Origin of the sequence: Haloferax sp. ATCC BAA-644 (assembly GCF_000336975.1) — an archaeon.
Taxonomy (GTDB): domain Archaea; phylum Halobacteriota; class Halobacteria; order Halobacteriales; family Haloferacaceae; genus Haloferax; species Haloferax volcanii.
Map to the genome: position 1 here is coordinate 1 of NZ_AOLF01000016.1, position 24,498 is coordinate 24,498.

The window sequence follows — 24,498 nt, forward strand, 5'->3', positions numbered from 1 at the left end:
GAACCAGATCCCGGGGTTGTTCCAGAATAGCGGGGGTTGGATATCCCTCGTGAATCTCGCAGGCATCAACTGCGAAGACTAAACACTCCTCGAGACCGATAGCGAACAAGTAGCGTGAGCGAACGCTGAAAAGCACCCCGAACAGGGCGGTGCAATAGGGCTTGAAATCAGTTGGCGATAGAGCGACGTGGCATACAAGGTCACTCGACGAAAGAACTGGGAGCGATCCCGTAGTATGACTCGAGTGAAGCCGATGTTACGTCGTGCGTTTTGAAAAACGAACCATGGAGTGCATCTGACTGGCGAGTCTAAGGGGAGAACCCCCGGAGGCATAGGGAAACCGATACGGCCGCAGTCTTTGACCAGGGCCACCGTCTTCAAGGGCGGGGAGCCAACCGGATGCGACCCGAAACCAAGTGATCTACGCCGGAGCAGGGCGAAGCGTGGCGAAAGCTGCGTGGAGGCCCGTTAGAGTTGGTGTCCTACAATACCCTCTCGTGACTCTGGTGTAGGGGGGAAAGGCCCATCGAACTTGGCAACAGCTGGTTCCAACCGAAACATGTCGAAGCATGACCTCTGATGAGATAGTTCGTGAGGTAGAGCGACCGATTGGGAATCCGGACTCCGAGAGGAGTTCGCTTCCCTGTCAAACTCCGAACTTACGAACGTCGTAGACTCAGGGAGTCCGGTGTGCGGGGTAAGCTTGTGCACCGTGAGGGAGACAACCCAGAGCCAGGTTAAGGACCCAAAGTGTGGATTAAGTGTGATTGAAGATTGTCTCGAGCCCTAAACAGCCGGGAGGTGAGCTTAGAAGCAGCTACCCTCTAAGAATAGCGTAACAGCTTACCGGCCGAGGTTCGAGGCGTCGAAAATGATCGGGACTCAAATCCACCTCCGAGACCTGGCGGCGTGTCATACGACACGATTCCGTAGGTTGGCATACTGCATGGGTGGAAGCACGGGNCTCGTGTGGACCGTGCAGCAACGAAAATCATGGTCTCAGTAGCAGCGAGAGTCGGGTGTGAACCCCGACGGCCTTACGCGCAAGGGTTCCTCGGCACTGTCAATCAGCCGAGGGTTAGTCGATCCTAAGTCTAACCGTAATTCGAATTAGATGAAAGGGAAACTGGTTAATATTCCAGTACCTTCTTGCACCAAACGTCGACGCTTTAGGAAACACCGAGCGGGGCCTTCGCCCCGTCGAATCACCGAACTTCGTGGAAGCCGTAACGGCACGAAGCGAACGAATGGTGAGACAGGGAAACTCGGCGGTACCTAGAGCCCGTGAAAAGACAAGCAAGAAGCTCGTACCGAGATCCGACACAGGTGCGCTGGCAGAGCAAGCCAAGGCCTGTCGGGATCAACCGACGTTAGGGAATTCGGCAAGTTAGTCCCGTAAGTTCGCGATAAGGGATGCCTGCTCTTGACCGAGCAGGTCGCAGTGACTCGGACGCTCCGACTGTCTAGTAACAACATAGGTGACCGCAAATCCGCAAGGACTCGTACGGTCACTGAATCCTGCCCAGTGCGGGTATCTGAACACCTAGTACAATAGGACGAAGGACCCGTCAACGGCGGGGGNCCGCAAGGACTCGTACGGTCACTGAATCCTGCCCAGTGCGGGTATCTGAACACCTAGTACAATAGGACGAAGGACCCGTCAACGGCGGGGGTAACTATGACCCTCTTAAGGTAGCGTAGTACCTTGCCGCTTCAGTAGCGGCTTGCATGAATGGATCAACGAGAGCGTCACTGTCCCAACGTTGGGCCCGGTGAACAGTACGTTCCAGTGCGGAGTCTGGAGACCCCCAAGGGGAAGCGAAGACCCTATAGAGCTTTACTGCAGGCTGTCGCTGAGACGTGGTCGCTAATGTGCAGCATAGGTAGGAGCCGTTACACAGGTACCCGCGCCAGCGGGCCACCGAGGCAACATTGAAATACTACCCGTTAGTGACTGCGACTCTCACTCCTGGCGGAGGACACCGGTAGCCGGGCAGTTTGACTGGGGCGGTACGCGCTCGAAAAGATATCGAGCGCGCCCAAAGATTTCCTCACGCGAGTCGGGAACTCGTGGAAGAGCGCAAGAGCAAACGGAAGTCTGACAGTGACATTCCCAACGAGTGTCGCTGACGCGAAAGCGTGGTCTAGCGAACCTACGAGGTTCATTCATGGGACCCGTAGATGACAGAAAAGCTACCTTAGGGATAACAGAGTCGTCACCGGCAAGAGCACATATCGACCCGGTGGCTTGCTACCTCGATGTCGGTTCCCTCCATCCTGCCTGTGCAGAAGCAGGCAAGGGGGAGGTTGTTCGCCTATTAAAGGAGGTCGTGAGCTGGGTTTAGACCGTCGTGAGACAGGTCGGCTGCTATCTATTGGGGGTGTTAAGGAACTTGACGTGAACGTTCGTATAGTACGAGAGGAACTACGAATGGGTGCCACTGGTGTACCGGTTGTCCGAGAGGGCAGATGCCGGGCAGCTACGCACCACGGGGTAAGAGCTGAACGCATCTAAGCTCGAAACCCACACGGAAAAGAAGTTCCACTGAGGACACTCGTAGAAGACGAGTTCGATAGACTCGGGGNGTCCAAGCCACATTCATACGCACTGAGACCCGAGAACGGGTCCAGGCGCAAACTGGATTGCACGAACACATTGGTAAGACGGCCCGACCGATATTGGTATGGCAACGGTTCGATTCCGTTGATCGGCATTAAGGCGGCCAGAGCGGTGAGGTTCCACCCGTACCCATCCCGAACACGGAAGTTAAGCTCACCTGCGTTCTGGTCAGTACTGGAGTGAGCGATCCTCTGGGAAATCCAGTTCGCCGCCCCCACTCATACTTCACAAAGCCCACTGGACACCGCGTCCAGTGGGCTTTNGTACTGGAGTGAGCGATCCTCTGGGAAATCCAGTTCGCCGCCCCCACTCATACTTCACAAAGCCCACTGGACACCGCGTCCAGTGGGCTTTATTCATTTTATGCAGAGCGGCACGCACGGTCGCACACGCATACACAGAGCGACTGCGTCGGGCAGAGTCTCGAAAACGCCCGACTCAGGTCGCACACCGTCAGGCTTAAGCACAAGACCGGGATACCAGTAACTGCGCCAAGGTGGCAGAGTTCGGCCCAACGCATCCGCCTGCAGAGCGGAACCCCCGCCGGTTCAAATCCGGCCCTTGGCTTTTCCTTTCGGACGTTACGCCCGCGAGCGACGCGTCCCGTCGTCGAATCAGTGAGTGGCGATGCTATCGCACGGGTCGTGTTTCGAGGGCGTGCGTCATCGTCGCCCAGTTCGCGTACGACCTCAAGGGCGTCGAGCGCCGTCTCCCGCGCTCGAACCCCTTTGACGGAGCAAAAGACCGTCGTGGCGCGCCGGGGTTAGGCGAGCGCCTCGGTTGCGTTCCCGACTCCGCGGAGTGACCCGGCGTGCTGTCGGTGACATCGACCTTCGAGCACCGCCGTCGGTACGGACTCGGCTGCCGTCGTGAGATACGAGCGTCCGTCGTCGGTTTTCCCGACTGCACGTACACGTCTCTGAGAGTCATCTTCGTGAGTCCTTCTGCTCATCACCGTGTCGCCGCTCGTTCGCGGGTCGTCGAACATCTCTTGAGCACGTCGGCGGCAGCGTCGCGGACGGCGCGGAACGGAGAGACGAACCGCCGCCCCGTCAGCGGCGTGGTGTAGTCGCAGCCATCGAGGACGAGGACCGCGGCGGTCAGGTCACGGTGTCGGGACGCGCGCCGTCGAGCGCGTCAAGGAAGTCGAACCGGAGGCGAACGCCCACCGCTCTATCGCGTAGTCTCCTCGCGCGTCACGGCTTCCCCCCGGTCGGCGTCGCCGGACGGCCGATCCGTAACTCGTGACACGCCCGTTCGGCCGACAGATTCAAAAGTCGCGTCAATCCGCGGCCGCGAGTGCCCGCCGGCCCACTGTATTGAGGGTGAGAGTCGCCGCCGGCGGTCGCGCGACGCGGTGACACGCTCCGAGGAAAAGTAATCGTTATACGCCGCGTGGCCCATGCCGAAACCATGCAACGACGCGCCGCGGTCATCTCCGTCGTGTTCTTCCTGGTCATCGGTGCCGGTGCATACTCGCTCATCGCGACTGCATCGACGCCGTCGGTCAGTTTCGAGAACCCAGAGTACTCGCTGGCACAGGGAGACGAGTTCTCCGTCCCCGGTAGCGACCAGACGTACACAGTGTCGTCGATAACCGAAGAGGAGGAGTCGGGCGGCCACGGTGGTGGGACCACACTGGTCCGCTCCGGTGAACTCACGTACGTGAACGATTCGGCCCGGTACACGGAGACGTGGGACAACGAGAGCACCGTCACGCTCGACGGCACGGACTACCGTGTCGAAATCGCCAACGTCTCGGACCCCAGCGAGGCGACGCTGGTCGAACTGTACAACGAGACTGCAATCCTCCAGGCGGACTCGAACGCCGACAACGAGACCGTCACCCGTAACGGCGAGCGCTACGTCGTCGTCAACGACTCGACGCTCGTCTCGGTCGACGAGTACTTCCCGGCCAACGAGACGCGCACCGTCGCCGAGGGTGACTCCTTCGACTACAACAACCAGTCTGTCACCGTCGCCGCCGTCGAGACCTCCGGCGTGACCATCGAGTGGTTCGCCCCCGAGGAGAACACGGTCGCCGTCGACAACGAGGCGAACGTGACGATTTCGGACCAGCAGTACCTCGCGTACTTCCCGGACGGCGAGACGCTCGTCCTGACGCAGAACTACGACAGCTACCAGACGCAGCTGTCAGAAATCGACCACTTCCACGAGACCGAAAACGGCCTCTGGGGCGTCACTATCGTCTCGTTCACCACGGTGGTTCTCCTCACCGGTATGGCGTTCCTCCCGTCGCGGTACTGAACGCCACGTCCGTCACCGTTTTTCGCGCGCCCCGGTCGCTTCGAGCCACGCGACTCCGACTCCGACGGCGATAGCCGACAGCGACCCGAGTATCTGGAACGCCGCGACGACGACAACCGACTCGCTGGCGGCGTAGCGCCACGGGGCTCCCACGAGCGTTCCGAGACCGACGAGAACGAGGAACGCGCCGACGGCCAGCGGGAGCCACGACGCCGTCCACGCGAGGGTTCGACGACTCATCATCCGAGAGCATCGATGCGCGAGGAGAAAAGCCAGACGGCGAACCGGCGGCACGGAATGAGGCGGCGGAACGGTTCGGAACTGTGGGTTGAGGCGGACGGGGTTGTGACGGTCGCACGCGTCGAACGAGCCCTGTCCTACCGCCGCAGGAAGTCGAGGAAGCGGTAGTCGTGGTCCGGCGTGTAGCTCCGAAACAGAAGGCTGTTCGTGAGAACGGACACCGACGACAGCGCCATCGCGCCCGCGGCGAACACCGGCTGGAGGAGGCCGAGCGACGCGAGCGGAATCATCGCGGTGTTGTAGCCGAGCGCCCAAAACAGGTTCTGCTTGATTTTGGCGAGCGTCCCCGCGGAGATACGGATGGCTTTCACCACGTCGAGCGGGTCGTCGCGCATGAGCGTCACGTCGGCGGCCTCGATAGCCACGTCGGTGCCGGAGCCGAGCGCCGTGCCGACGTACGCGGCGGCGAGCGCGGGCGCGTCGTTGACGCCGTCACCGACCATCATGACTCTCGTGCCGTCGGCCTGCAGGGACTCGACGGCGTCGGCCTTGTCTTCGGGGAGGATGCCGGCGCTGACGTTCTCGGGGTCGATGCCGACCTGTTCAGCGACGGCGCGGGCGGTCCGCTCGTTGTCGCCGGTAATCATGTGGACGGTCGCGCCGCGGTCGCGGAGCGAGGCGACGGCGTCGGCGGCCGACGCCTTGATTTCGTCCGCGTCGGCGACGACGCCCGCGAGGTCGCCGTCGACCGCGACGAGCATCGCGGTTTTGCCGTCGCTTTCGAGGTCGCGGAGCGCGTCCTCGGCCGGCGTGGGGTCGACGCCCGCGTCCGAGAGGAGTTTGCGGTTACCGACGAGGACGGGTTTCCCGTCGACGGTCGCGCGAACCCCGTGGCCGGGGACGTTCTCGAAGTCGTCCGGCTCCGCGAGGTCGAGGCCGCGGTCTGCCGCGCCGGCGACGATGGCGCGGGCAAGCGGGTGTTCGCTGTTGCGCTCGGCCGAGGCGGCGTACCGGAGGACCGCGTCCTCGTCGAGCGTCTCGTCGTCGGCGGTGACGACGCCGGAGCCGTCGGCGGCGGGGCCGACGGCGACCACGTCGGTCAGCGTCATCTCGCCGTTGGTGAGCGTGCCGGTCTTGTCGAAGACGACGGTCTCCACGTCTTTAACGCGTTCGAGCACGTCGCCGCCCTTGAACAGGACGCCGTTTTGCGCGCCGATTGCCGTCCCGACCATCGTCGCGGCCGGGGTCGCGAGGCCGAGCGCGCAGGGGCAGGCGATGAGCACGGCCGACGCGAAGACGACGACGGCGAACTCGAACGTCGAGACCGCGCCGCCGGCGGCGACGGGACCGCCAGCGACGAGTCCCCACAGCGGGAGCGACCGGATGAAGCCCGCGAGCGCCTCGGGGAAGAGGAACCAGACGACGCCCCACAGGAGGGCGTTGGCGATGACCGCGGGCACGAAGTACGCCGAGATGCGGTCCGCGAGGTTCTGAATCTCGGGCTGGCGGCCCTGCGCCTCCTTGACGAGCGAGACTATCTGCTGGATTGCGGTCTCGGAGCCGACCTTGGTCGCTTCGACCACGAGCACGCCGTTTTGGTTCACCGTCGAACCGACGACCTCGTCGCCGTCGGCCTTCGAGACGGGGACGGACTCGCCGGTGACCATGGATTCGTCGACCGCGGAGTCGCCGTCGACGACGACGCCGTCGGTCGGAATCTTCTCGCCGGGGCGGACCTTCATGCGGTCGCCGACCTCGACCTCGTCGAGTGGAATCTCGCGTTCGGTCCCGTCGTCGTCGACGAGCGTCGCGGTGTCGGCTTCGAGTTCGAGAAGGGTCCGGAGCGCCTCCGACGCCTGTCCCTTCGAGCGCGCTTCGAGGTAGTTCCCGAGCGTGATGAACACCAAGATGAGCGCGGCGGTGTCGAAGTAGAGACTGCCGGCGAGCAGTCCCACGAGGACGGCGACGGAGTAGACGTACGCGGTGGACGACCCCATGGCGATGAGCACGTCCATGTTGGCGGTGCGGTTCCGGACGAGCGCCGTGTAGGAGTTCTCGTAGAACTCGCGGCCGAGGTAGACCTGTACCGGCGTGGCGAACGCGAAGCCGACCCAGCCGACGGGGACGCCCGTGCCGGGAATCGTCTCGGGAAGGCCGCCGCCGAACAGTTCGACCGCGAGCATCGCGAGAAGCGGGAGCGACAGCGCCGCGCCGAACAGCGTCAGGCGCTTCTGCCGGCGAATCTCCTCGTTGCGGGCGGCGTCGCGGGCGTCCTCCGCGTCTCCCTCGTCGTCGCCGTCGTCCTCGCGGACGGGCGTGTAGCCGGCGTCCTCGACCGCCCGGTACATGTCGTCGAGGCTCGCGTCGGCGGGGTTGTAGGTGACGTGCGCCTCGTCGGTGGCGAAGTTGACCTCGGCGGCGACGACGCCCGGGACCGACTCCAGCGACTTTTGGTTGGCGTCGGCGCAGTTCGCACAGCTCATCCCGGTGATGCCGATGGTTCGGGTCTCCGAGAGCGCCTCGTAGCCGGCGTCCTCGATGGCGTCGTATAGCTCGCCGAGCGATACTTCCTCGGGGTCGTACTCCACCGACCCCTCGTCGGTGGCGAAGTTGACGCTGGCGCTCGCCACGCCGTCGAGCGCCGCCAACGCCTCGCTGACGGTGCGCGAGCAGTTCGCGCAGCTCATCCCGCGGATGTCTAAGTGGGCCGTTCGGCTACTCATCTCACCTAGACGTACGTGCCCCTTGCTTACCTCGATTTCCCCTTCAGAACCGAACGTCGGAGCGGGGCGGAGCTTTGGATTCGAAACCGCCGATTCCGATACTCAGTCGCCGCCAGCGTCACCCGACCGCCGCCCGCCCGGTCAGTCGTCGTTCGCGCCGGCTTCGAGGCGGTCGTATCGGTCTTCGAACCGGCCGAGACAGGACGAACAGCAGAAGTGGTAGAGTGACCCGCCGATGCGGGCGCTCTCGCCCTCGCTGGTCACCGTGTTGCCGCACTCGGCGCATTCGAGGGCGAAGCCGGTCCCGTTGACCGTCGGCGTCCACTCGGCGGACTCCACGAGGCTCACCTCGTAGTCGCGGACCCGCGAGAGATCGACCAGTTCGTCTAACTGGGCGCGGACGGACCCCCCGTCGAGTCGGGCGTGGGTGGTCACCTCCCCGTCCGCTGCGACGAACAGGTGTTGGACCGGGTCGGCCGCGCGGAGGGCATCGCGGACCTCGTCGACGAACTCCGGGCGGACGGAGAGTCTGACGAGGACGGGCGTCCCGCCCGAGAGCGTCGACTGGTCGAGGTCGATGGTGAAGCGGCGGATGATGCCCTCCTCGCGGAGGCGGTCGATGCGGTCGGAGACCGCCGGCGCGGAGAGACCGACTTCGGCGGAGATATCGCTGAACGGGCGACGGGCGTCTTCGGCGAGGAGTTCGAGGATGTGGAGGTCGGTTTCGTCGAGCGCGCGCATGCATCCCGATAGGGGACACGATGTCATAGGTGTTCCTCGCGCCCGGCTTTCGATTCGAAAGTCGAATCGGAGTGGTAATCGAACTCTCGAAAGGACAATCCACTAAATCGAGAAGCCCCTACCTCGAACCGTATGTCGACTACGCTCACCGTCACCGGAATGACCTGCGAACACTGCGAACAGCGCGTCGCCGACGCCCTCGCCGGCGTCGACGGCGTCGAAGACGCGACCGCCGACCGCGAGGCGGAGCGCGCGACCGTTGAGGGCGACGCCGACACCGACGCCCTCGTCGCGGCCGTCGAAGACGCGGGCTACGACGCGAGCGCCTGAACCCGGACGAGTTGGGCCGGCCCGCGCGAGCGGAACCGACGACTCGAACGACCGGACGGCGCGACCGACGAGTCGGTTCGACGCGCCGACCTGAACCGTTTTAGCCGGCGACCCGCTACGCTCGACCATGCACGCGCGGTCGTGGGCGACCGTCCTGTTCGCGCTCGTCATCGGACTCCTCCTCGCGCTCGGCGTCGTTCGACTCGCCGCCGGCGACACCGGCGACTTCGCGCGGAACGCCGGTATCGCCGCCCTGCTGACCGTCTTCGCCGTCGCGCTGGTCAGAGACTGGGAAACGAACGCGGACTGAGCGCCTCGGACGGCGACCACCGTCCGCGTCGGTTGCGAAACATGTCAGCCCGTTATCTCTCGCTTCGGGTGCAGACGGTTACAAGAGGCCGCGGTTCTAACCCCGCCTGTGTCTCCCCCGAGCGACGACGACTTCCGCACGCACTCCCCGACGGACCCGATAGACGACACGCCCACCGTCTCGTGTTCGCGGTGCGGCGAGGAGTGGGACCTCTCTTACGAACTCGACGAGCTACAACTGGGAAATCAGTCGGTCGAGCAGTTCGCGCTCGACCACCGCCGCCACACTGGACACTTCCCGGACGACGTTTCGCCGTGGGTCGTCAGCTGTCGACAGTGTCCCGACGGCGAACAGTTCCTCTCCGAGGCCAGCGCCCGCCGGTGGGCCCGCACGCACGCCCGCCACACGCGACACGAGGTGTCGATGGACCACGCCGACGAGGACGGCGTCGTCATCGCGCCCGAGTGAGGTTCGCCGGGAGTCCGGTCACCCTCGATTTCCGGTGCCGGTCGTCGGCCGTGCGGCCGGCGGGACCGGCGGCGTCAGGTCGAGACGCATCTTCGTGTCTGCGCCGTCCGAGCTGACCGTCTCGAACCCGAGTTCGCGGTAGACGTGGACGGCCCGCTGATTATCGGGAGCGACGTGGAGGACGAGCGCCTCGCGCCCGGCGTCGGCGGCGTCCGCGACGACGTGGCGACACAGTTCGGTCCCGATGCCGCGGTCGTGGCTGTCCTGGTGGACGAACACCGCGAGCTCCGGCTCCGGGTCGTCGCTCGCCACGTACGCGGCGTGGCCGACGATACCTCGGTCGGCGACGGCGACGAAGTTGCGGCCGCGGTCGACGAGGGCCGAGAGCCACTCGGCGATGCGCGGCCCCTCCGCCGGCGGCAGCCCCATCGACCGGGCGCTGGGGTCGTAGTCGCGGTACATCTCAGCGAGGGCGTCTCGGTCGGCGTCGTCGTACGGGCGGACGACGAGGCCACGACCGTCTTTGCTGACGAACCGCGGGCACCGAGGGGGACACTGCGGCGTCCCGACGCACCGACTCGCGTCCCAGAAGCCGTCGGAACCACTCGCGCCGCTCGGCCGGTCAACGTCCGTCTCTCCCATACGGGAACGGCGCGAGCGCGACCCTTGAGGGCGGCCGCCGATTCCCAGTTTCCGAGGATTCGAAAACCGGTCCGGATTTATAACGTCCCGGCGGTCCACGCTTCACATGTGAGGTGACGGACGATGGCCGCAACCGGCGAAATCGAGATGCTGGGGAACCGGATGGAGTTCGACTACGCCGAGGGCGTCACCGGCTACGTGCTCGTGTTCGCCCGCCTCGTCACGGGGTACTGGTTCCTCCACGCGGGGGTGACGAAGTACCTCGGCGCCGAGCCGTTTAACGCGGCCGGCTGGCTCGTCAACGGCACCACGGGCGCGCCCGGCCCGGTCCACGCGTTCCTCGCGTGGGTCGGCCAGACGCCGGTGCTGCTCGAATTCACGAACGTCATGGTCCCGTTGGGCGAGACGCTCATCGGCCTCGGGCTCGTCGTCGGGGCCGCGGTCCGCCTCGCCGCCGCCGGGGGCGCGTTCCTCATGACGTTCTTCTACCTCGGCAACGCCGAGTGGGGTCACGGCCTCGTCAACGGCGACCTGCTGGGGCTCGTGATGTTCCTCGTGGTCGGCGCGCTCGCGACGGGCCGCATCCTCGGCCTCGACGCGTACCTCGAAGAGATGGAGTTCGTCCGCCAGCGACCGAAGCTCCGGTACCTCCTCGGCTGAGGGGGCGTTCCGGCCGCGCTCGGCTACCGTTTCTCTCGGACAGTGTTTCCGAAGATTCCCGCGTCTCAGGCCTCTTCGAACCGTCTCTCGCGTGTCGGTGGATTTAGGAGTCCCTAAAATCCGAAAGTGGTTTATTGTATTAGGGACGCCTAAAACGTATGAACGAAGACGGAGCCGACTTCGACCACGTCGCTCGCGGGTTGTTCTCACGGGGGCGGTCTGCGCCGTGACCGACCAAGGAACCGAACTCGACTCGGCGGACGTGGTCGTCGTCGGCGGCGGTCCCACGGGATGCGCCGCGGCCGTCTTCACCGCGCGGTACGGCCTCGACACCGTCGTGTTCGACCGGGGGAACGCCGCCTTGCGTCGGTGTGCGTACCTCGAAAACTACCTCGGCTTCCCCGCCGGCATCGGCGTGGACACGTTCACCGCGCTCATGCACGAACACCTCGCCGAGGTCGGCGCGGACTATGTCGCGGACATGGTCGTCTCGGTCGAGCGACCGGGCGACGATGCGGGTGGAAACGCGAGTGAGGCCGACGAGAACGCGGGTGCGAGCAGGGATGAGTCGGACGCGTTCGACGCCGACGCTCGGCGCTTCGTCGTCCGCACGCAGGAGGGTCGCCGGGTCGAGGCCGACCACGTCGTCGCCGCCGCGTGGTACGACGGCGACTACCTCCGCGGCCTCGACGACGACGACGCGATGTTCGAGGAGCACGACCACCACGGCGAGGTCCACGAGCACTTCGATTCCGACTACGCCGACGACGACGGGCGGACCCCGGTCGAGGGACTGTACGTCGCCGCACCCTCGGGCGACCGGAACGCGCAGGTCGGCATCGCCGCCGGACAGGGCGGTCACGTCGCCCGGTGTCTCATCGAGGACCGCCGGCGCGAGCGCGGCTTCCCCGGCGACCTCGCGGCCCACTACGACTGGCTCCGCGCCGACGCCGAGTTCCACGGCGAGTGGGGCGACCGCGACCGCTGGCGCGAGTGGTTCGACGGCGAGGTCCCGGACGACGCCGACCTCGACGACGAGCGCCTCGCGGAACTCCGCGAGTCCTACATCGACCGGGCGTTCGACACCCGCCGGACCGACCACGAGGTCGAGGCCGCGGAACCCCGCGGCATCCGGCGACTCGTCGAGACCATCGGCACCGAACGCGTCCTCGACGCGCTTCCCGACGAGGCGCTCGCTGATTACCTCGACGGGCGCGAACTCGGAGGTGTCGAGCAGTGAGCGGGACGACGCCGACCGAACAGTCTTCCGGGTCGGTGCTGACCCGGCTGTTCGGGTGGATTGACGGCTCGCTCGTGTCGCTTTGCCTCGCCAGCCTCGTCGTCGTCGTGGCCGGCGGCCTCGTGCAGGTCAGCTTCGGCGCGTTCTCGATGACCATCGGCGAGGCGTGGCGCGCCGTCTTCGACCCGGCGGTCATCTTCGACCCGCAGGTCTGGCAGGTGTTCCTCCTCGGCGGCGAACTGCCGGAACTCGGCCGCCGGACGCTCATCGTCTGGAACATCCGGCTCCCGCGGGTGTTCGTCGCCATCCTCGTCGGCGCGAACCTCGCGATTTCCGGCGCGATTTTCCAGGCGGTCACCCGGAACGAACTGGCGAGTCCGTTCATCCTCGGCGTCTCGTCGGGGGCCGGGCTGCTCATTCTCCTCACGCTCGTCGTCTTCTCGGGACTCGCGGCGTACCTCCCGCTTCTGGCGGCGCTCGGCGGGATGTTCGCGTTCGTCCTCGTCTACCTCATCGCGTGGAAAAACGGCACCTCGCCGGTCAGGCTCGTCCTCGCGGGTGTCATCGTCGGCACCGTCTTCCAGAGCCTCCAGACGGGGCTGTTCTTCTTCGTCGACGACATCGGCGTCGTCCAATCGGCCATCGCGTGGACGACCGGGTCGCTCACCGGCACCGACTGGGAGCAGGTCCGCATGGCCCTCCCGTGGTCCATCATCGCCGTCGCGCTCGCGCTCGGAAGCTCCCGCCAGCTCAACGTCCTGCTCCTCGGCGAGCAGACCGCCCGCTCGCTCGGGATGTCCATCGAGAAGGTCCGGTTCGCCCTCTCGGGCGTCGCGGTCCTCGCGGCCGCGGCGAGCATCGCCGTCGCCGGCATCGTCGGCTTCGTCGGCCTCGTCGTCCCGCACCTCGTGCGGAACGTGGTCGGCAGCGACTACAAGCGTCTCGTCGTCGGCTGTCTGTTCGCCGGCCCGGCGCTGATGGTCGCCGCCGACGTGGGCGCGCGCCTCGCGCTCAACCCGATTCAGCTCCCGGTCGGCGTCGTCACGGGCCTCGTCGGCGGGCCGTACTTCCTCTACCTCATGCGCAAACAGCAGAACATCGGTGAAGTGTGATGTCGAACCAGCAACCAGAGAACCCCCAACAGATGGCACAACACGGCGAAACAGACGCGAATACGAGCGGAAACGAGCGCGTCGAAAGCGACTCCGACCGCGAGAGCGCGCTCGCCGGCGACGCGCTCGAACTCTCGTATCCGACGAGCGAGGAGCCGGTCGTCGAGTGCGACCGCATCGACATCCCGCGCGGCGAAATCACGGCGCTCGTCGGGCCGAACGGCTCCGGCAAGAGCACGCTCCTGAAGTCGCTCGCCAAACAGCTCTCACCCGACACCGGGAACGTCTACCTCGACGGGAAATCCATCAGCGAGTACGACGACAAGGCGTTCGCCCGCGAGTTGGGGATGCTCTCCCAACAGCACGACTCGCCCACGTCGCTCACCGTCGAGGACCTCGTCTACCACGGCCGGTACCCGCACCGGAGCTTCTTCGAGCAGGTCAGCGACGACGACCACGAGGCGGTCGAGCGCGCCATCGACCTCGCCGGCGTCGAGCACATCCGCGACAAGCAGATCGGCAACCTCTCGGGCGGCCAGAGCCAACTCGCGTGGATTGCGATGGTGCTCGCACAGGACACCGACGTGCTCCTCCTCGACGAGCCGACGACGTACCTCGACTTACACCACCAGCTCCGCGTGCTGGAGACGGTCCGCCAACTCAACGAAGAACGGGGCGTGACGGTCGCGGTCGTCCTCCACGACATCGCGCAGGCCGCGCGGTTCGCGGACTACCTCGTCGCCATGCAGGACGGCGAGCTGTACGACTGGGGGCCGCCGCGCGAGGTCGTCACCGAGGAACTCCTCGCCGACGTGTTCCGCGTCGAGGCCGCGGTCAACTACTCGCCCGACCCGGAAATCGTCCCGAAGCGCTCGCTGTAACGGTTCGACGCTCTTTCTCGCCGCTCAGTTCAGTTCGGTTCTATCGCCTCGTCACGACTACTCCGACCGCCCGGTGCACCTACTGGACGGCGACGATTTCGATGTCGAAGACGAGCGTCTTCCCCGCGAGCTCGTGGTTGAAGTCGACTTCGACCTCGTCGTCGCGGACGGCGGTCACGTCGCCGTGAAGCCCGTTTTCGGCGTGGACGTGCAGGCCGACCTCGGGCGTCTCACCGACCATCCCCTCGAACGTCTCGGGGTCGTAGGTTCGGATTCGGTCGGGGTCGAACTCGCCGTAGGCGTCTTCCGGCGGGACGGTCACGGTCGCTTCCTCGCCGGCCGACATCCCGACGACGGCCTGTTCGAGGCCCTGAATTATCTGGCCCGCGCCGACGACGAACGTCTGAGGGGCGTAGTCGTCGCGGTCCTTTTCTTGGGCCTCGAACAGGCCGTGTTCGACCGCCACCTCGTACCGCGAGGTGTTGAAGACGGTCCCGTCTTCGAAGCGTCCGACGTACGCGAGCGCGACGCGGTCTCCCGACTCGATTGCCATAGCGGGGGTCGGCGGAGGACGCGCATAAAAGTCGTCATCGAGGCATCCTACCGGGGGTTCGCGTCACCGACCCGTACTCATCTTCCGGGCGTGCTGCGGAGGGAGCCGAAGCTCGTCGAGGCCGGGGAGGGGTTCGATGTTGTAGACGACTTGCAGGTCGTCGGTCACCGGGAGGCTGATACACGACAGCCGGACGCCTTGGTCCAGCATCTCCTCGGAGAGGATGTGGTTCGAGGGCATCTTCACCTCGCCTGCGACGACCGCCACCGCGCAGTTCGCACACGCCCCGCCGCGGCAGGCGAACGGCCAACTGTGGCCGGCGTCCTCGGCGGCCTTCAGGAGGTTGGTCCGCGGCTCGACGAACACCTCGCCGTAGGCGTCGCCGTCGAGGCCGCTTTCGGCGGCTTTCTCGAAGAGGTCGTCGTCGGTGAGCGACCAGCCGCGCTCGGTGACCACGTCGTAATCGAGGAACTCGACTCGCGCCCCACGCCGTTCGGGTTCTGGCTCCGGGTCGGCGTCGCCGCCCGCGCCCTCGCCGCCGGTCTCGGCCCCGCTTCCGGCGTGGCCGTTCCGAGCGGCATCGGCGTCGTGTTGTCCATTTCGGGTCGCCCCCTCGTCGGTCGGTCGGCGGCCGTCCGTGTCGACGGGTTCGAGTTCGTCGCCGGGTTCGTAGCCGCCCCGAATCGCCTCGTATGCCGTCCGAACCGCCTGAAATTCCTCCGCCGACCCGCCGTGGTCCGGGTGGGCCGACTTCACCCGCCGACGGTACGCGTCGACGAGTTCGTCCTCGTCTGCGTCCGGGTCGATGCCGAGCGTTTCGAACGGGGAGTCCACATCGGGGCTAGTAGGAACTCGCGAGCATAAATCCACGGCCACCGGCCGTCTCGTCGTGGTTTAGTCCTCGAATCGGCGCGTGACGGGGACGACCGAGCGCGGCCGCGAGCCGCGGCGGTTTTGTAGCGGGCCTCGCTTGCTTCGGGTGTGAGACGCGGGGTTCGGTTCGTCGTCGGCGCGGGACTCGGCACCGGAGCGCTTGCGGCGTACCTCTGGTACGTCGGCCCGGAGGAAGTCGGCTCGCGCGTCGCGGCCGTCGCCCCGTGGGCCGTCGCCGCCGTCTGCGTTCTGATGCTCGCCGAGGCGACCGTCGATGGCCTCGGCGTCTGGGCGTCGGTGCGGCCCCTCCGAGGCGGGCTCTCGGCGCGGGCGAGCGTCCAGTTCGCGTTCGCCGGCGACTTCTTCGACGTGCTCAGCCCCGCCGGGCCGGTGAGTTCGGAGCCTATCATGGCGCAGTTCTTCGGCGTCGCGACCGAGACGAGTTACAGCGAGGCTCTCGGCGTCCGCGGCGTCGCTAAGTACGTCAAATCCGCGGCGCAGCTCCTCCTGTCGGTCGCGCTCGTCGGCGTCCTCTTTCTCGACGCGCCGGCGTCCCGGTTCGTCCTCGTGACGCTTGCCGGCGCGGTCGCCGCGCTGGTGGTCGTCGGCGCGGCGCTCGTCTGGGCGCGGGGCGTGCTGTCGATGATCGTCGTCGCGGCTCTGACCCCGGTCGTTCGCGTCGTCACTGGCGTCACCCGCCGAACCCCGCTCGGCCGCGACGCCGTCGCCGGCGCGGTCGAACGCTTCTGGGAGCGTGTCGTCCAGTTCCGAGACGCGCCGGAACTCCTCGGCGTCATCGCACTCAGCGGCGTCTTCGAGCAACTGCTCACGTCGCTCGCGCTCTGGGTCGCGCTCGCCGGCACCGGCACGACGGTGGCGCTCATCCCCATCGTCGCCGTCATCCCGCTCCCGCAGGCGGCGAGCGTCGTCCCCGTTCCCGGGAGTCTCGGAGCCTACGACGTACTCCTCGCGGGCGCGCTCAGCCTCACGACGGGCGCGCCGGCCGCGGGGGCGGCCGCGGCGGTGCTCGTCGTGCGGACGTTCGAACTCCTCGTCTCGCTCGGCTGCGGCGGCGTCGCAACCGGATTCCTCCGCGGCGTCCGGGGCTGAGGCGCACTGACCGGCCCCGGCCCCCGTCGCGGCGACGTGAGACGAGAGGAGAGGTGAGGAGAGAAAAACGAGTCAGTCGGCGGCGTGCTCGTGGATGGGGACGCTCGCCAGCCCGACCGCGCTCGACGCGGAAGACACCGACAGCGTCGCGTGCCAGCCGTCCTCGGTTGACGTGACGTGCAGGGAGACGGGCCTCCACGACGACGTCCGGCGGTAGAGTTCGAGGACGACCGGGAGCACCGGGAGCCGCCCCTCGCGCGCCGAGAGCGCGTAGCCTTCGAGGGTCAGTTCCGCGGCCCTCGTCGTCGCGTCCGGGCCGGACCGCCACGCAGAACAGGTGTACGATTCGACGAGGTCGAGTCGTTCCATCTCCGCCAGCGTCGCCGTCAGCGTCTTCGTCGCGCCGGGCCGCGACGCGAGGTTCGAGGCGGCGCGCTCCAACACGTCCGCCTGTTCGGCCGACGCGAGGTGGACGTGGAGCGCGGTCGCCATGCTCTCCAGCAGGCGCAGACAGAGGTCGTCCGCGCTGGACATCGTCTCCGCGAGGTCGAAGTACGCGTCCATCACCGCGGTCTCGACCGCCCGGTGGTCGGCGTCCACGAGCGCCTCGAACACCGCCGCCGCGACCCGGTGACAGAACTCGACCCGTTCGGAGCGGTCTCCGTCGGCCGCGCACTCCGTTCGGCCGCCCGCGTCGGTTTCGAGGTCGCAGGGTGGCTCGGGGAGCCCGGGCGTCGCCCCGGCGGTCGCCCAGCCCTCCGCGGTCGCGGTCGCGCCGCCGAAGCCGGGGTGGCTGTCGTGCTCCGAGACGATGAGGTCGTAGTACGGGACGTTCGGGTCGTACCGCCGGAGCGCGGAGCGATACTTCCTCGCCGCGCGTGCGGCGGCCTCGGCGGTCTCGCGGTCCTCGAACCGGAGGCCGTCGACCGGAACGGGTCGCTCTCCGGTCCGTCCGCAGACGAGCTCGTACGTCCCGTCGTCGCTCGCGAGCGATTCGATGTGGGTCCGAATCTGGGTGAGTGTCGTGCCGACCATGATGTCTCAGTGCGTTGGTTCGCGGGCCGTCGCCGTCCCGCGGTCCGTTCGTCGCTTGTTCGACACATTGTTTAGGTAGGCCTAAAACGTATTGGTTCGGGCGGTCTGCGGAGCGGCAAGTCGCGTCGCCCGCCGCCGCGTCCGGATCCGTTCTGCGAACCGTCTCGCCCCGTGCCTGTCCCTTCCCGTGACGCGGTCTCTGTTCGGCGTCCCCCGTTCGACGGCGGTCGTGACGCTCGCTGTCACCCTCGAATTTGGGTCTAATTTGTGCCTCTCTCGGGGGCAACTCTGCGTCGAGTTTGGCGAATCGTTATCCGCCGCTCCGCGAGTAGCTTCGATAGATGACGCACTCGACGAACTGCGGGACGAACACGCCCTCGATGGTCGGCCGCGGGACGACCGCGCCGGTCGCACGAACATGACGAACCACGCCACGAGAACGCAGGCGCTCCAGCAGACGACGACAGATGCACGTCACGAACACCGGCGGAGCAAGACGGGAACGCAGATGAGGCAGCTGCTGTGGTGGCTCGTCGGCGGGACTCGCGGCGGGAGAAACCGCCTGAGAATCATCCGCGCGCTGCACGAGCGTCCGATGAACACGAACCAGCTCTCGAACGAACTCGACCTGAACTACAAGACCGTCCAGCACCACCTGGAGATGCTCACGGAAAACGGGGTTCTCACCACCAGCGGCGAGGAGTACGGTAAGCTGTTCTTTCTGACGCCGGCGATGGACGACAATCTCGACCTCTTGGACGACATCGCGGAGCAGACCGAACTCGGAGACGAAGACGCCTGAACCCGTCTCCCGTCGCAGGCGCTCTCGCAGCGCAACGTCGGTGAGAGTTGTGCCTCATCTGGTCCCGAATTGGCCGTAAGTTCGGAAACCGAATTTTATCTCACGGCCCGCACCCCGAACTATGAGTTCTGATAGTGCACCCTCCAAGCGGGACCGACTCGAACAGTACCTCTCGACGCGCGCCTCGGAGGGCGCGTTCTACTTCAAGAGCAGACACATCACCGACGAGGTCGGACTGTCTTCGAAGGAAATCGGGGCGCTCGTCGAGTTGCTCCAGCGCGAGGCGGAGACGCTCCACATCTCGCGGTGGGGGTACGCCCGCAGTACGTCGTGGTACGTCGAGCCCGCCGACTGAGTTGCGAGGCGCTTGACTGACGGCGGCGCAAAAGAATATTGGTGGGATTCCGGCCCGGTGTGGCAGGGCAACCGGGTCCGAGGCGGTGCGGAGGTCCGGGCCGGTAGGGGAGACGGGGAACGCGGCGACCGACGACCGGCCGAGCGACCGAGGGGGCAGCGCTCGGCGGACGCGGCGCGCCGGCGACGGGGTCCGTCACAGGGCGGGGAGTTCTGTTCCCCGTCTATTGCATGAGCTAACGGTGACATAGCGCTTTTCCGAACTTCGGGACAACACCGACCGAACTCCGGCCGAACTCCGTTCGGATTACACCCAATTCTCGAACGCGGCGGCCCGCGACTCGATCACGACGCGTCGGGTGCCTCTTCGCCCGGCCGGTAGAACGTCCGGTGGAACATCTTGTACGAGTCGGTGATGGGGACGACGGTGTAGCTGTCGGCAACGTCGCTGTCTTGGAGGAGTTCGCGGACGTAGCTGTTGATACTGCTCAAAGAAGACTGCCAGACGCGAATCAGCAGGTCGTACTCACCGATACATTCGGCGACCTCGTACACCAGCCCCTCGTCGAGGAGTCGTTCGATGAACGCCGTAATTTCGTCGTTCGTGGCGTGGTTATCGTAGGAGATGTGGACTTCCGCGTAGGGGTAGTTGGCCGCCCGAAAGACCAACAGCGCGAAGATTTCGAGAATGCCGTCTTCTTGGAGCATCTTGCGCCGCCGCCGCGCGGCCGTCCGCGAGAGCCCGACGCGGTCGGCCAGCTCCGTGTCCGAGATTCGCCCGTCTTTGTTTAGCTCGCGGAAGATGAGAACGTCCTTTTTGTCCATCCGGTCTTCGAGAAGCTCGACAACGCGCGGGTCCTCCATCCACTCCTGCGAATCGGGCATTGCTAGTTTCACGGTTATATCGCTTAGCTTCATATATATGAATGTTTCTTCGAAATCTCCAAATCGGATACTAAGTTTGAACGAATCGTTTACTAGGTCTGAGACGGCGGACGACCGGAATCGCAGGCCGTCGAGAGAACGCGCGTTTCGGCCCCCAAACACTTTTACTCCGCGTTCACCGAGGGTGACGACATGGTTCGCGGAAAAATCAACCGAACGAACAAGGCCCTCGCGGATTGGGCCGACATCCTCACTGAAATCGACGAGGTCTCGGCGGAGCTCGAAGAGTCCGGCTGGGGGACGCTCGTCCTTCACCCGGGGGATGTTTCCACGACGGACGCGGCGGCGGCCGCCGATTCCGGATTTCGGCTCCTCGTTCCGGATTCCGAACTCGAAGCGCTCGAATCGACCGTTTCAGGGAGTGATGCGGCGTTCGACCAGTTCGAGGTCTACCGCGCCCGCGACACGAACGTTCGCATCTTCGTCGTCATCGTGAAATCCGAGGAAACGATGGAAGCGGTCCTCTATCCCGTGTTTTACGACGCTAATACTGACTCTTCGTTCGTCGAAACGCTCCGGACCGAATCCGAGATTCAAACGACGGTGAGCGACCTCGGAAACAGTCGTCGCTGTTCGTTTCGACACCCCGAACCCGATCTGTTTCTCCCGCAGTAACTGCCTGCGGGGTCGCTGATTCCGCCTCGGTCTCGACCGCGCTCGCCGCGACGTTCTCGCGATTGGCACGCCGACCTCTGTCCATTAATATAACAATTAGCTGTGTGTATATGTGCTCTATTGGGTGAGAATAGATTGAATCAGTATCTATCTCTGCTTGATGTACTCATCCGTCTATGTATCTGTGCTCTCGGCCCTCTCTACAATTATTACGAATATATAATTAGATGAATCATCTCCATTTATCGACGATATGTTTAACCACTAGGAAAGGTTTATACGAATGGGCTATCCACAACCCTCCATGCCAACCGGCAACATAGAACGCAGAAAACTGCTGAAGCTCATCGGCGCGGGAGCGACGAGCGTCGCCCTCGCTGGCTGTCAGGGGGCACAGCAGACCGAGACGACCGACGGGAGTTCCGGGAGCGACTCGACCGCGACCGAACAGACGAGCGACGGCGGAAGCGGTGGGAGCGGCGGCAACGACTTCCACTTCATCGCCGGGCAGGTGTTCGGGACGCTCGACCCCGCAGAGCAGGTCGACTACACGCAGGGGCTCGCGGCGCAGAACCTCTACGACGAACTCATCACGGTCGACGCCGAGACGCTCCAGCCGACCGCCCACATCGCGGAGAGTTGGGACACCGAAGACGAGGGGCAGACCTGGGTGTTCACGATTCGCGACGACGTGACGTTCTCCGACGGCACGCCGCTGACCGCCGACGACGTGGCGTACTCGCTCACCCGGATGCTGGAACTCCAGCGCGGCTACTCGTCGTTCTGGCTCGACTACCTCGACCCCTCGAACATCACCGTCCGCGACGAGCGGACCGTCGCCTTCGAGTTCAATCAGGCGTACGGGCCGGCGCTGGCGACGTTCGTCCAGTTCTACATCGTCAACAGCGCCGTCGTCCAGGAGAACGAAACCGACGGCGACTACGGGAACGCCTACCTCCAGAGCAACTCCGCCGGGTCGGGCGCGTACGTCCTCGACAACTGGGAGCAGGGCAACTCCATCGAGGCGTCGGCCTACGAGGACTACTGGAAGGGCTGGAGCGAGGACAGCTTCGACACGTTCCGCTCGACGGTCATCACCGAGGAGTCCACCATCAAGACGACGATGCAGCAGGGCGAAGGCGACATGACCGACCAGTACATGGGCACGCAGGCGTACGCCGAGATGGACTCGTACGACAACGTCCGCGTCCCCGAGGTGCCGCAGTTGCAGCTGTTCCATTTCCCGCTGAACTGCCGGAAGGCACCCACCGACGACATCAACGTCCGGAAGGCCATCGCCTACGCCTTCGACTACGACAGCGCCGTCAACGACATCATCGGCGGCGGCGGTATCGCGGCCGGGCCGGTCCCCCGCGAGATGGCGGGCCACAACGACGACCTCGCCCCGATGGAACAGGACCTCGACAAGGCCAAGGAGTTCCTCGACAAGGCGGACTACTCCGTCGACGAAATCAACGAAATCGGCCTCGAACACGTCGTCGTCGCCGGGACCGAACTCCAGCGCCAGATGGGGCTTCTCAATCAGGCCGGGCTGAACGAACTCGGCATCGACCTCGAAATCAACCCCCTGCAGTGGGCCCGCCTCACCGACCGCGCGACGAGCGCCGAGTCGACCGCCCACATGACGAACATCTTCCACACGGCGAAGATGCCGTCGCCGGACAGCCACACCTACCTGATGTACCACCCCTCCTCGTTCGGGTCGTACATCTCCCAGTCGTGGTACTCCACCGACGAAATCGCGGCCACCCTCGAAGAAGCGCGCAAGTCTACCGACCTCCAGTCGCGGCTGGAGAAGTACGAGGAGGCGCAGGCGCTCATCGTCGAGGGCATGCCCAGCGTCTACATCGCCAACCCGCCGTACCGCATCGGCATCAACGAGAACGTCGAGGGCTGGCAGTACCGCGGCGTGATGTCGTTCGACTGGGACGTTCACTCGATGACTCGCAGCGGCGAGGGTCGCGCGGAGTAACCGTCTCCAGGCGGTTTCCGACGCCCCGATTCGGGGCGTCGACCTAACTCACCAATGTCATACGTAGATTACCTCGTTCGGCGCGCCATCCACTCGGTCCCCGTCATCTTCGGGCTATCAGTGCTCATCTTCCTGATATCCCGCGTGATTCCGGGCGACCCCGTTCGGTTGGCGCTCGGACCGGAAGCAACGCAACAGCAAGTCGCGGCGCTGCGGGCCGAGATGGGGCTTGACCAGCCCCTGCCGATGCAGTACGTCGACTGGCTCGTCGGCGTCGTGCAGGGCGACTGGGGGATGTCGCTGCGGACGAACAACAACGTCTTTTCCGACATCGTCGCCCGCCTGCCCGCGACGCTCGAACTCACCGTCGTCACGCTGTTTTGCGCCGTCCTGCTGGCGATTCCGTTCGGCGTCGTCGCCGGCACCAACAAGGACCGCTGGCAGGACCACCTCTCGCGCATCACCGCCCTGTTCGGCGTGTCGATGCCGCGGTTCTGGGTCGCCATCGTCCTCCAAATCGTCTTCGTCGTCAGCCTCGGGCTGTTGCCCCTCTCGGGGCGGCTCAGCGACGGCGTCGCTCCCCCGCCGGCGGTCACGGGGCTGTATCTGGTCGACAGCCTCATCGCCGGCCAGTTCGGGACGTTCCTCGACGCGGCCACGCACCTCCTGTTGCCGACGGTCGCGCTCGGCCTCGCCACGCTGGCGCAGGTGATGCGGCTCATCCGCTCGGACATGATCGACGAGCAGCGCAAGGACTACGTCCTCGCCGCGCGGGCCTACGGCCTTCCGAACACCCTCATCGAATACAAGTACATGCTCCAAAACGCCTTTACGAGTTCACTCACGGTGGTCGGCCTCGCCTTCGGCTTCCTCCTCGGGAACGCGTTCCTCGTGGAAATCGTCTTCGCGTGGCCGGGGATGGCGCGCTACGGCGTGCAGGCCATCCTCTATCAGGACTTTAACGCCATCGTCGGCGTCACCATCGTGGTCGGTATCGGCTTCGTGACCGCCAACTTCGTGGTCGACCTGCTGTACGGCTACCTCGACCCGCGGGTGCGGCTGGAGGAGGGATAGCCGTGTCCACGAAGACCTCCATCCCGTTTCTCGACACCGAGAGCGCCGCCCGAAAAGAGCGGCTTCGACAGCTCAAACGCGGCTTTCGGACCTTCGCGGGCAACAAGCTCTCGCTCGTCGGACTGGCGATGATTCTGACGCTCGTCGCCGCGGCGCTCCTCGCGCCGTACATCGCGCCGTTCCCCGAACACGCCGGCGCGGGCGTCTACTTCGACCAGGCGAGCGAGCCGCCGAGCGCGACGCACCTGATGGGCACCGACACGACCGGCCGCGACATCTTCAGCCGCGTCCTGTTCGGGGCGCGCCTGTCGCTCCTGATGAGCGGCATCGTCCTCTCTATCGCCATCTCAATCGGCGTGACGCTCGGGCTCATCGCGGGCTACCTCGGCGGGACGACGAACACCGTCATCATGCGGGTGACGGACATCTTCCTCGCCATTCCGCCCACGCTCCTCGCCATGGCGGTGGTCGCCGCGACCGGCGCGTCGCTGTTCAACGTCATGGTCGCCATCGCCTTCTCGTGGTGGTCGTGGTACGCCCGCCTCGTGCAGGGCGAGGTGCTCTCGATAAAGGAAGACGAGTTCATCGAGTCGAGCCGGGCGCTCGGGTCGGGGTGGATGCGGACGACGTTCAAGGAGATTCTCCCGAACGTCGTCAGCCCCATCACGGTCAAGGCGACCCTCGACATGGGCTTCGTCATCCTCGTCGGCGCGGGCCTGTCGTTCCTCGGCCTCGGCGCGCAGCCGCCGACGCCGACGTGGGGCGCGATGATTGCACAGGGCCGCAACTACGTCACGAGCTTCTGGTGGATCGCCGTGTTCCCCGGGTTGGCGATTTCCTTCGCCGTCCTCGGGTTCAACTTCATCGGTGACGGCCTGCGCGACGTGCTCGACGTGGAGGTGGACTGAG

Annotated in this window: 24 protein-coding genes, 1 tRNA gene and 2 rRNA genes; 18 read left to right on the forward strand and 9 right to left on the reverse strand. The window is 65.5% G+C overall.

The window, feature by feature from the left end:
* From C458_RS17810 to C458_RS07780, 3 genes are all read left to right on the forward strand, one after another.
* Window positions 1-2,643 (forward strand): 23S ribosomal RNA (locus C458_RS17810); the annotation flags it as partial.
* Window positions 2,644-2,715: 72 nt separating this feature from the next.
* A 5S ribosomal RNA gene (gene rrf, locus C458_RS07775) occupies window positions 2,716-2,837 on the forward strand.
* A 273-nt stretch (window positions 2,838-3,110) separates the two neighbouring features.
* A tRNA-Cys gene (locus C458_RS07780) sits at window positions 3,111-3,187 on the forward strand.
* 196 nt (window positions 3,188-3,383) lie between these two features.
* Here the strand turns inward: C458_RS07780 and C458_RS18245 are convergent.
* Window positions 3,384-3,608: a hypothetical protein gene (locus C458_RS18245; protein ID WP_160162992.1), complete on the reverse strand. Its 225-nt coding sequence runs from the start codon at window positions 3,606-3,608 to the stop codon at window positions 3,384-3,386.
* A 425-nt stretch (window positions 3,609-4,033) separates the two neighbouring features.
* Between C458_RS18245 and C458_RS07785 the strand changes: the two genes are divergently transcribed.
* Entirely contained in the window at window positions 4,034-4,888 is an 855-nt protein-coding gene (locus C458_RS07785; protein ID WP_008574618.1) for a hypothetical protein, read from the forward strand.
* 12 nt (window positions 4,889-4,900) lie between these two features.
* Here C458_RS07785 and C458_RS07790 read toward each other — a convergent pair whose 3' ends face one another.
* From C458_RS07790 to C458_RS07800, 3 genes are all read right to left on the reverse strand, one after another.
* Window positions 4,901-5,131, reverse strand: coding sequence for a hypothetical protein (locus C458_RS07790; RefSeq protein WP_008577817.1), 231 nt, complete (start codon window positions 5,129-5,131; stop codon window positions 4,901-4,903).
* A 134-nt stretch (window positions 5,132-5,265) separates the two neighbouring features.
* Window positions 5,266-7,851, reverse strand: coding sequence for a heavy metal translocating P-type ATPase (locus tag C458_RS07795; RefSeq protein WP_008574620.1), 2,586 nt, complete (start codon window positions 7,849-7,851; stop codon window positions 5,266-5,268).
* A 141-nt stretch (window positions 7,852-7,992) separates the two neighbouring features.
* Complete coding sequence (locus tag C458_RS07800) at window positions 7,993-8,592, reverse strand: AsnC family transcriptional regulator (RefSeq protein WP_008574621.1); 600 nt, start codon at window positions 8,590-8,592, stop codon at window positions 7,993-7,995.
* A gap of 132 nt (window positions 8,593-8,724) precedes the next feature.
* Here C458_RS07800 and C458_RS07805 point away from each other — a divergent pair, with 132 nt between their 5' ends.
* The 3 genes from C458_RS07805 (at window position 8,725) to C458_RS07815 (ending at window position 9,700) form a co-directional block, all read left to right on the forward strand.
* The gene (locus C458_RS07805) at window positions 8,725-8,922 is read left to right on the forward strand and encodes a heavy-metal-associated domain-containing protein (RefSeq protein WP_004063107.1); all 198 of its coding nucleotides are present in this window, start codon (window positions 8,725-8,727) and stop codon (window positions 8,920-8,922) included.
* Window positions 8,923-9,049: 127 nt separating this feature from the next.
* Entirely contained in the window at window positions 9,050-9,232 is a 183-nt protein-coding gene (locus C458_RS07810; protein WP_004041637.1) for a hypothetical protein, read from the forward strand.
* A gap of 108 nt (window positions 9,233-9,340) precedes the next feature.
* Window positions 9,341-9,700, forward strand: a complete 360-nt coding sequence (locus C458_RS07815) for a hypothetical protein (RefSeq protein ID WP_004041638.1) — start codon at window positions 9,341-9,343, stop codon at window positions 9,698-9,700.
* Window positions 9,701-9,718: 18 nt separating this feature from the next.
* Here C458_RS07815 and C458_RS07820 read toward each other — a convergent pair whose 3' ends face one another.
* The gene (locus tag C458_RS07820; protein ID WP_008574622.1) at window positions 9,719-10,342 is read right to left on the reverse strand and encodes a GNAT family N-acetyltransferase; all 624 of its coding nucleotides are present in this window, start codon (window positions 10,340-10,342) and stop codon (window positions 9,719-9,721) included.
* A gap of 123 nt (window positions 10,343-10,465) precedes the next feature.
* Between C458_RS07820 and C458_RS07825 the strand changes: the two genes are divergently transcribed.
* The 4 genes from C458_RS07825 to C458_RS07840 all read left to right on the forward strand — a co-directional run bounded on the left by C458_RS07825 (window position 10,466) and on the right by C458_RS07840 (window position 14,235).
* Complete coding sequence (locus C458_RS07825) at window positions 10,466-11,002, forward strand: DoxX family membrane protein (RefSeq protein WP_008574623.1); 537 nt, start codon at window positions 10,466-10,468, stop codon at window positions 11,000-11,002.
* Between the two features lie 226 nt (window positions 11,003-11,228).
* Window positions 11,229-12,242 (forward strand): FAD-dependent oxidoreductase, encoded by a 1,014-nt coding sequence (locus C458_RS07830; protein WP_008574625.1) that lies wholly within the window; start codon window positions 11,229-11,231, stop codon window positions 12,240-12,242.
* Complete coding sequence (locus tag C458_RS07835) at window positions 12,239-13,354, forward strand: iron ABC transporter permease (RefSeq protein WP_008574626.1); 1,116 nt, start codon at window positions 12,239-12,241, stop codon at window positions 13,352-13,354. The genes C458_RS07830 and C458_RS07835 overlap by 4 nt, the downstream gene beginning before the upstream one ends.
* Entirely contained in the window at window positions 13,354-14,235 is an 882-nt protein-coding gene (locus C458_RS07840; RefSeq protein WP_008574627.1) for an ABC transporter ATP-binding protein, read from the forward strand. Before C458_RS07835 ends, C458_RS07840 begins: the two co-directional genes overlap by 1 nt.
* A 79-nt stretch (window positions 14,236-14,314) precedes the next feature.
* On the opposite strand, the gene C458_RS07845 is transcribed toward C458_RS07840, so the two are convergent.
* Window positions 14,315-14,788, reverse strand: coding sequence for a peptidylprolyl isomerase (locus C458_RS07845; protein ID WP_008574628.1), 474 nt, complete (start codon window positions 14,786-14,788; stop codon window positions 14,315-14,317).
* Window positions 14,789-14,851: 63 nt separating this feature from the next.
* Window positions 14,852-15,622: a ferredoxin Fer gene (gene fer, locus C458_RS07850; RefSeq protein WP_008574629.1), complete on the reverse strand. Its 771-nt coding sequence runs from the start codon at window positions 15,620-15,622 to the stop codon at window positions 14,852-14,854.
* 147 nt (window positions 15,623-15,769) lie between these two features.
* Between fer and C458_RS07855 the strand changes: the two genes are divergently transcribed.
* Entirely contained in the window at window positions 15,770-16,771 is a 1,002-nt protein-coding gene (locus C458_RS07855) for a lysylphosphatidylglycerol synthase domain-containing protein (RefSeq protein ID WP_008574631.1), read from the forward strand.
* A 72-nt stretch (window positions 16,772-16,843) separates the two neighbouring features.
* Here C458_RS07855 and C458_RS07860 read toward each other — a convergent pair whose 3' ends face one another.
* Entirely contained in the window at window positions 16,844-17,806 is a 963-nt protein-coding gene (locus C458_RS07860) for a hypothetical protein (RefSeq protein ID WP_008574634.1), read from the reverse strand.
* A gap of 508 nt (window positions 17,807-18,314) precedes the next feature.
* Here C458_RS07860 and C458_RS07865 point away from each other — a divergent pair.
* The gene (locus C458_RS07865) at window positions 18,315-18,608 is read left to right on the forward strand and encodes a winged helix-turn-helix domain-containing protein (RefSeq protein ID WP_049896644.1); all 294 of its coding nucleotides are present in this window, start codon (window positions 18,315-18,317) and stop codon (window positions 18,606-18,608) included.
* Between the two features lie 121 nt (window positions 18,609-18,729).
* Entirely contained in the window at window positions 18,730-18,963 is a 234-nt protein-coding gene (locus C458_RS07870) for a hypothetical protein (RefSeq protein WP_008574638.1), read from the forward strand.
* A gap of 344 nt (window positions 18,964-19,307) precedes the next feature.
* Here C458_RS07870 and C458_RS07875 read toward each other — a convergent pair whose 3' ends face one another.
* Window positions 19,308-19,847, reverse strand: a complete 540-nt coding sequence (locus tag C458_RS07875) for an Lrp/AsnC family transcriptional regulator (RefSeq protein ID WP_008577827.1) — start codon at window positions 19,845-19,847, stop codon at window positions 19,308-19,310.
* A 192-nt stretch (window positions 19,848-20,039) separates the two neighbouring features.
* On the opposite strand from C458_RS07875, the gene C458_RS07880 reads away from it, so the two are divergent.
* From C458_RS07880 to C458_RS07895, 4 genes are all read left to right on the forward strand, one after another.
* Window positions 20,040-20,522: a hypothetical protein gene (locus C458_RS07880; protein ID WP_008574643.1), complete on the forward strand. Its 483-nt coding sequence runs from the start codon at window positions 20,040-20,042 to the stop codon at window positions 20,520-20,522.
* Window positions 20,523-20,826: 304 nt separating this feature from the next.
* Complete coding sequence (locus tag C458_RS07885; RefSeq protein ID WP_008574644.1) at window positions 20,827-22,515, forward strand: ABC transporter substrate-binding protein; 1,689 nt, start codon at window positions 20,827-20,829, stop codon at window positions 22,513-22,515.
* 54 nt (window positions 22,516-22,569) lie between these two features.
* The gene (locus C458_RS07890) at window positions 22,570-23,589 is read left to right on the forward strand and encodes an ABC transporter permease (protein ID WP_004063094.1); all 1,020 of its coding nucleotides are present in this window, start codon (window positions 22,570-22,572) and stop codon (window positions 23,587-23,589) included.
* 2 nt (window positions 23,590-23,591) lie between these two features.
* Window positions 23,592-24,497, forward strand: a complete 906-nt coding sequence (locus tag C458_RS07895; protein ID WP_004063093.1) for an ABC transporter permease — start codon at window positions 23,592-23,594, stop codon at window positions 24,495-24,497.
* The last annotated feature ends 1 nt before the right edge of the window (window position 24,498 follow it).

Bases quoted from the DNA above. Each gene is read 5' to 3' on its own strand.
- C458_RS07800 (WP_008574621.1), bottom strand. From the start codon at position 8,592: ATGCGCGCGCTCGACGAAACCGACCTCCACATCCTCGAACTCCTCGCC.
- C458_RS07825 (WP_008574623.1), top strand. From the start codon at position 10,466: ATGGCCGCAACCGGCGAAATCGAGATGCTGGGGAACCGGATGGAGTTC.
- C458_RS07785 (WP_008574618.1), top strand. From the start codon at position 4,034: ATGCAACGACGCGCCGCGGTCATCTCCGTCGTGTTCTTCCTGGTCATC.
- C458_RS07890 (WP_004063094.1), top strand. From the start codon at position 22,570: ATGTCATACGTAGATTACCTCGTTCGGCGCGCCATCCACTCGGTCCCC.
- C458_RS07845 (WP_008574628.1), bottom strand. From the start codon at position 14,788: ATGGCAATCGAGTCGGGAGACCGCGTCGCGCTCGCGTACGTCGGACGC.
- C458_RS07840 (WP_008574627.1), top strand. From the start codon at position 13,354: ATGTCGAACCAGCAACCAGAGAACCCCCAACAGATGGCACAACACGGC.
- C458_RS07795 (WP_008574620.1), bottom strand. From the start codon at position 7,851: ATGAGTAGCCGAACGGCCCACTTAGACATCCGCGGGATGAGCTGCGCG.
- C458_RS07790 (WP_008577817.1), bottom strand. From the start codon at position 5,131: ATGATGAGTCGTCGAACCCTCGCGTGGACGGCGTCGTGGCTCCCGCTG.
- C458_RS07820 (WP_008574622.1), bottom strand. From the start codon at position 10,342: ATGGGAGAGACGGACGTTGACCGGCCGAGCGGCGCGAGTGGTTCCGAC.
- C458_RS07885 (WP_008574644.1), top strand. From the start codon at position 20,827: ATGCCAACCGGCAACATAGAACGCAGAAAACTGCTGAAGCTCATCGGC.
- C458_RS07810 (WP_004041637.1), top strand. From the start codon at position 9,050: ATGCACGCGCGGTCGTGGGCGACCGTCCTGTTCGCGCTCGTCATCGGA.
- C458_RS07870 (WP_008574638.1), top strand. From the start codon at position 18,730: ATGAGTTCTGATAGTGCACCCTCCAAGCGGGACCGACTCGAACAGTAC.
- C458_RS07875 (WP_008577827.1), bottom strand. From the start codon at position 19,847: ATGCCCGATTCGCAGGAGTGGATGGAGGACCCGCGCGTTGTCGAGCTT.
- C458_RS07880 (WP_008574643.1), top strand. From the start codon at position 20,040: ATGGTTCGCGGAAAAATCAACCGAACGAACAAGGCCCTCGCGGATTGG.
- C458_RS07805 (WP_004063107.1), top strand. From the start codon at position 8,725: ATGTCGACTACGCTCACCGTCACCGGAATGACCTGCGAACACTGCGAA.
- C458_RS18245 (WP_160162992.1), bottom strand. From the start codon at position 3,608: ATGTTCGACGACCCGCGAACGAGCGGCGACACGGTGATGAGCAGAAGG.
- C458_RS07860 (WP_008574634.1), bottom strand. From the start codon at position 17,806: ATGGTCGGCACGACACTCACCCAGATTCGGACCCACATCGAATCGCTC.
- C458_RS07865 (WP_049896644.1), top strand. From the start codon at position 18,315: ATGAGGCAGCTGCTGTGGTGGCTCGTCGGCGGGACTCGCGGCGGGAGA.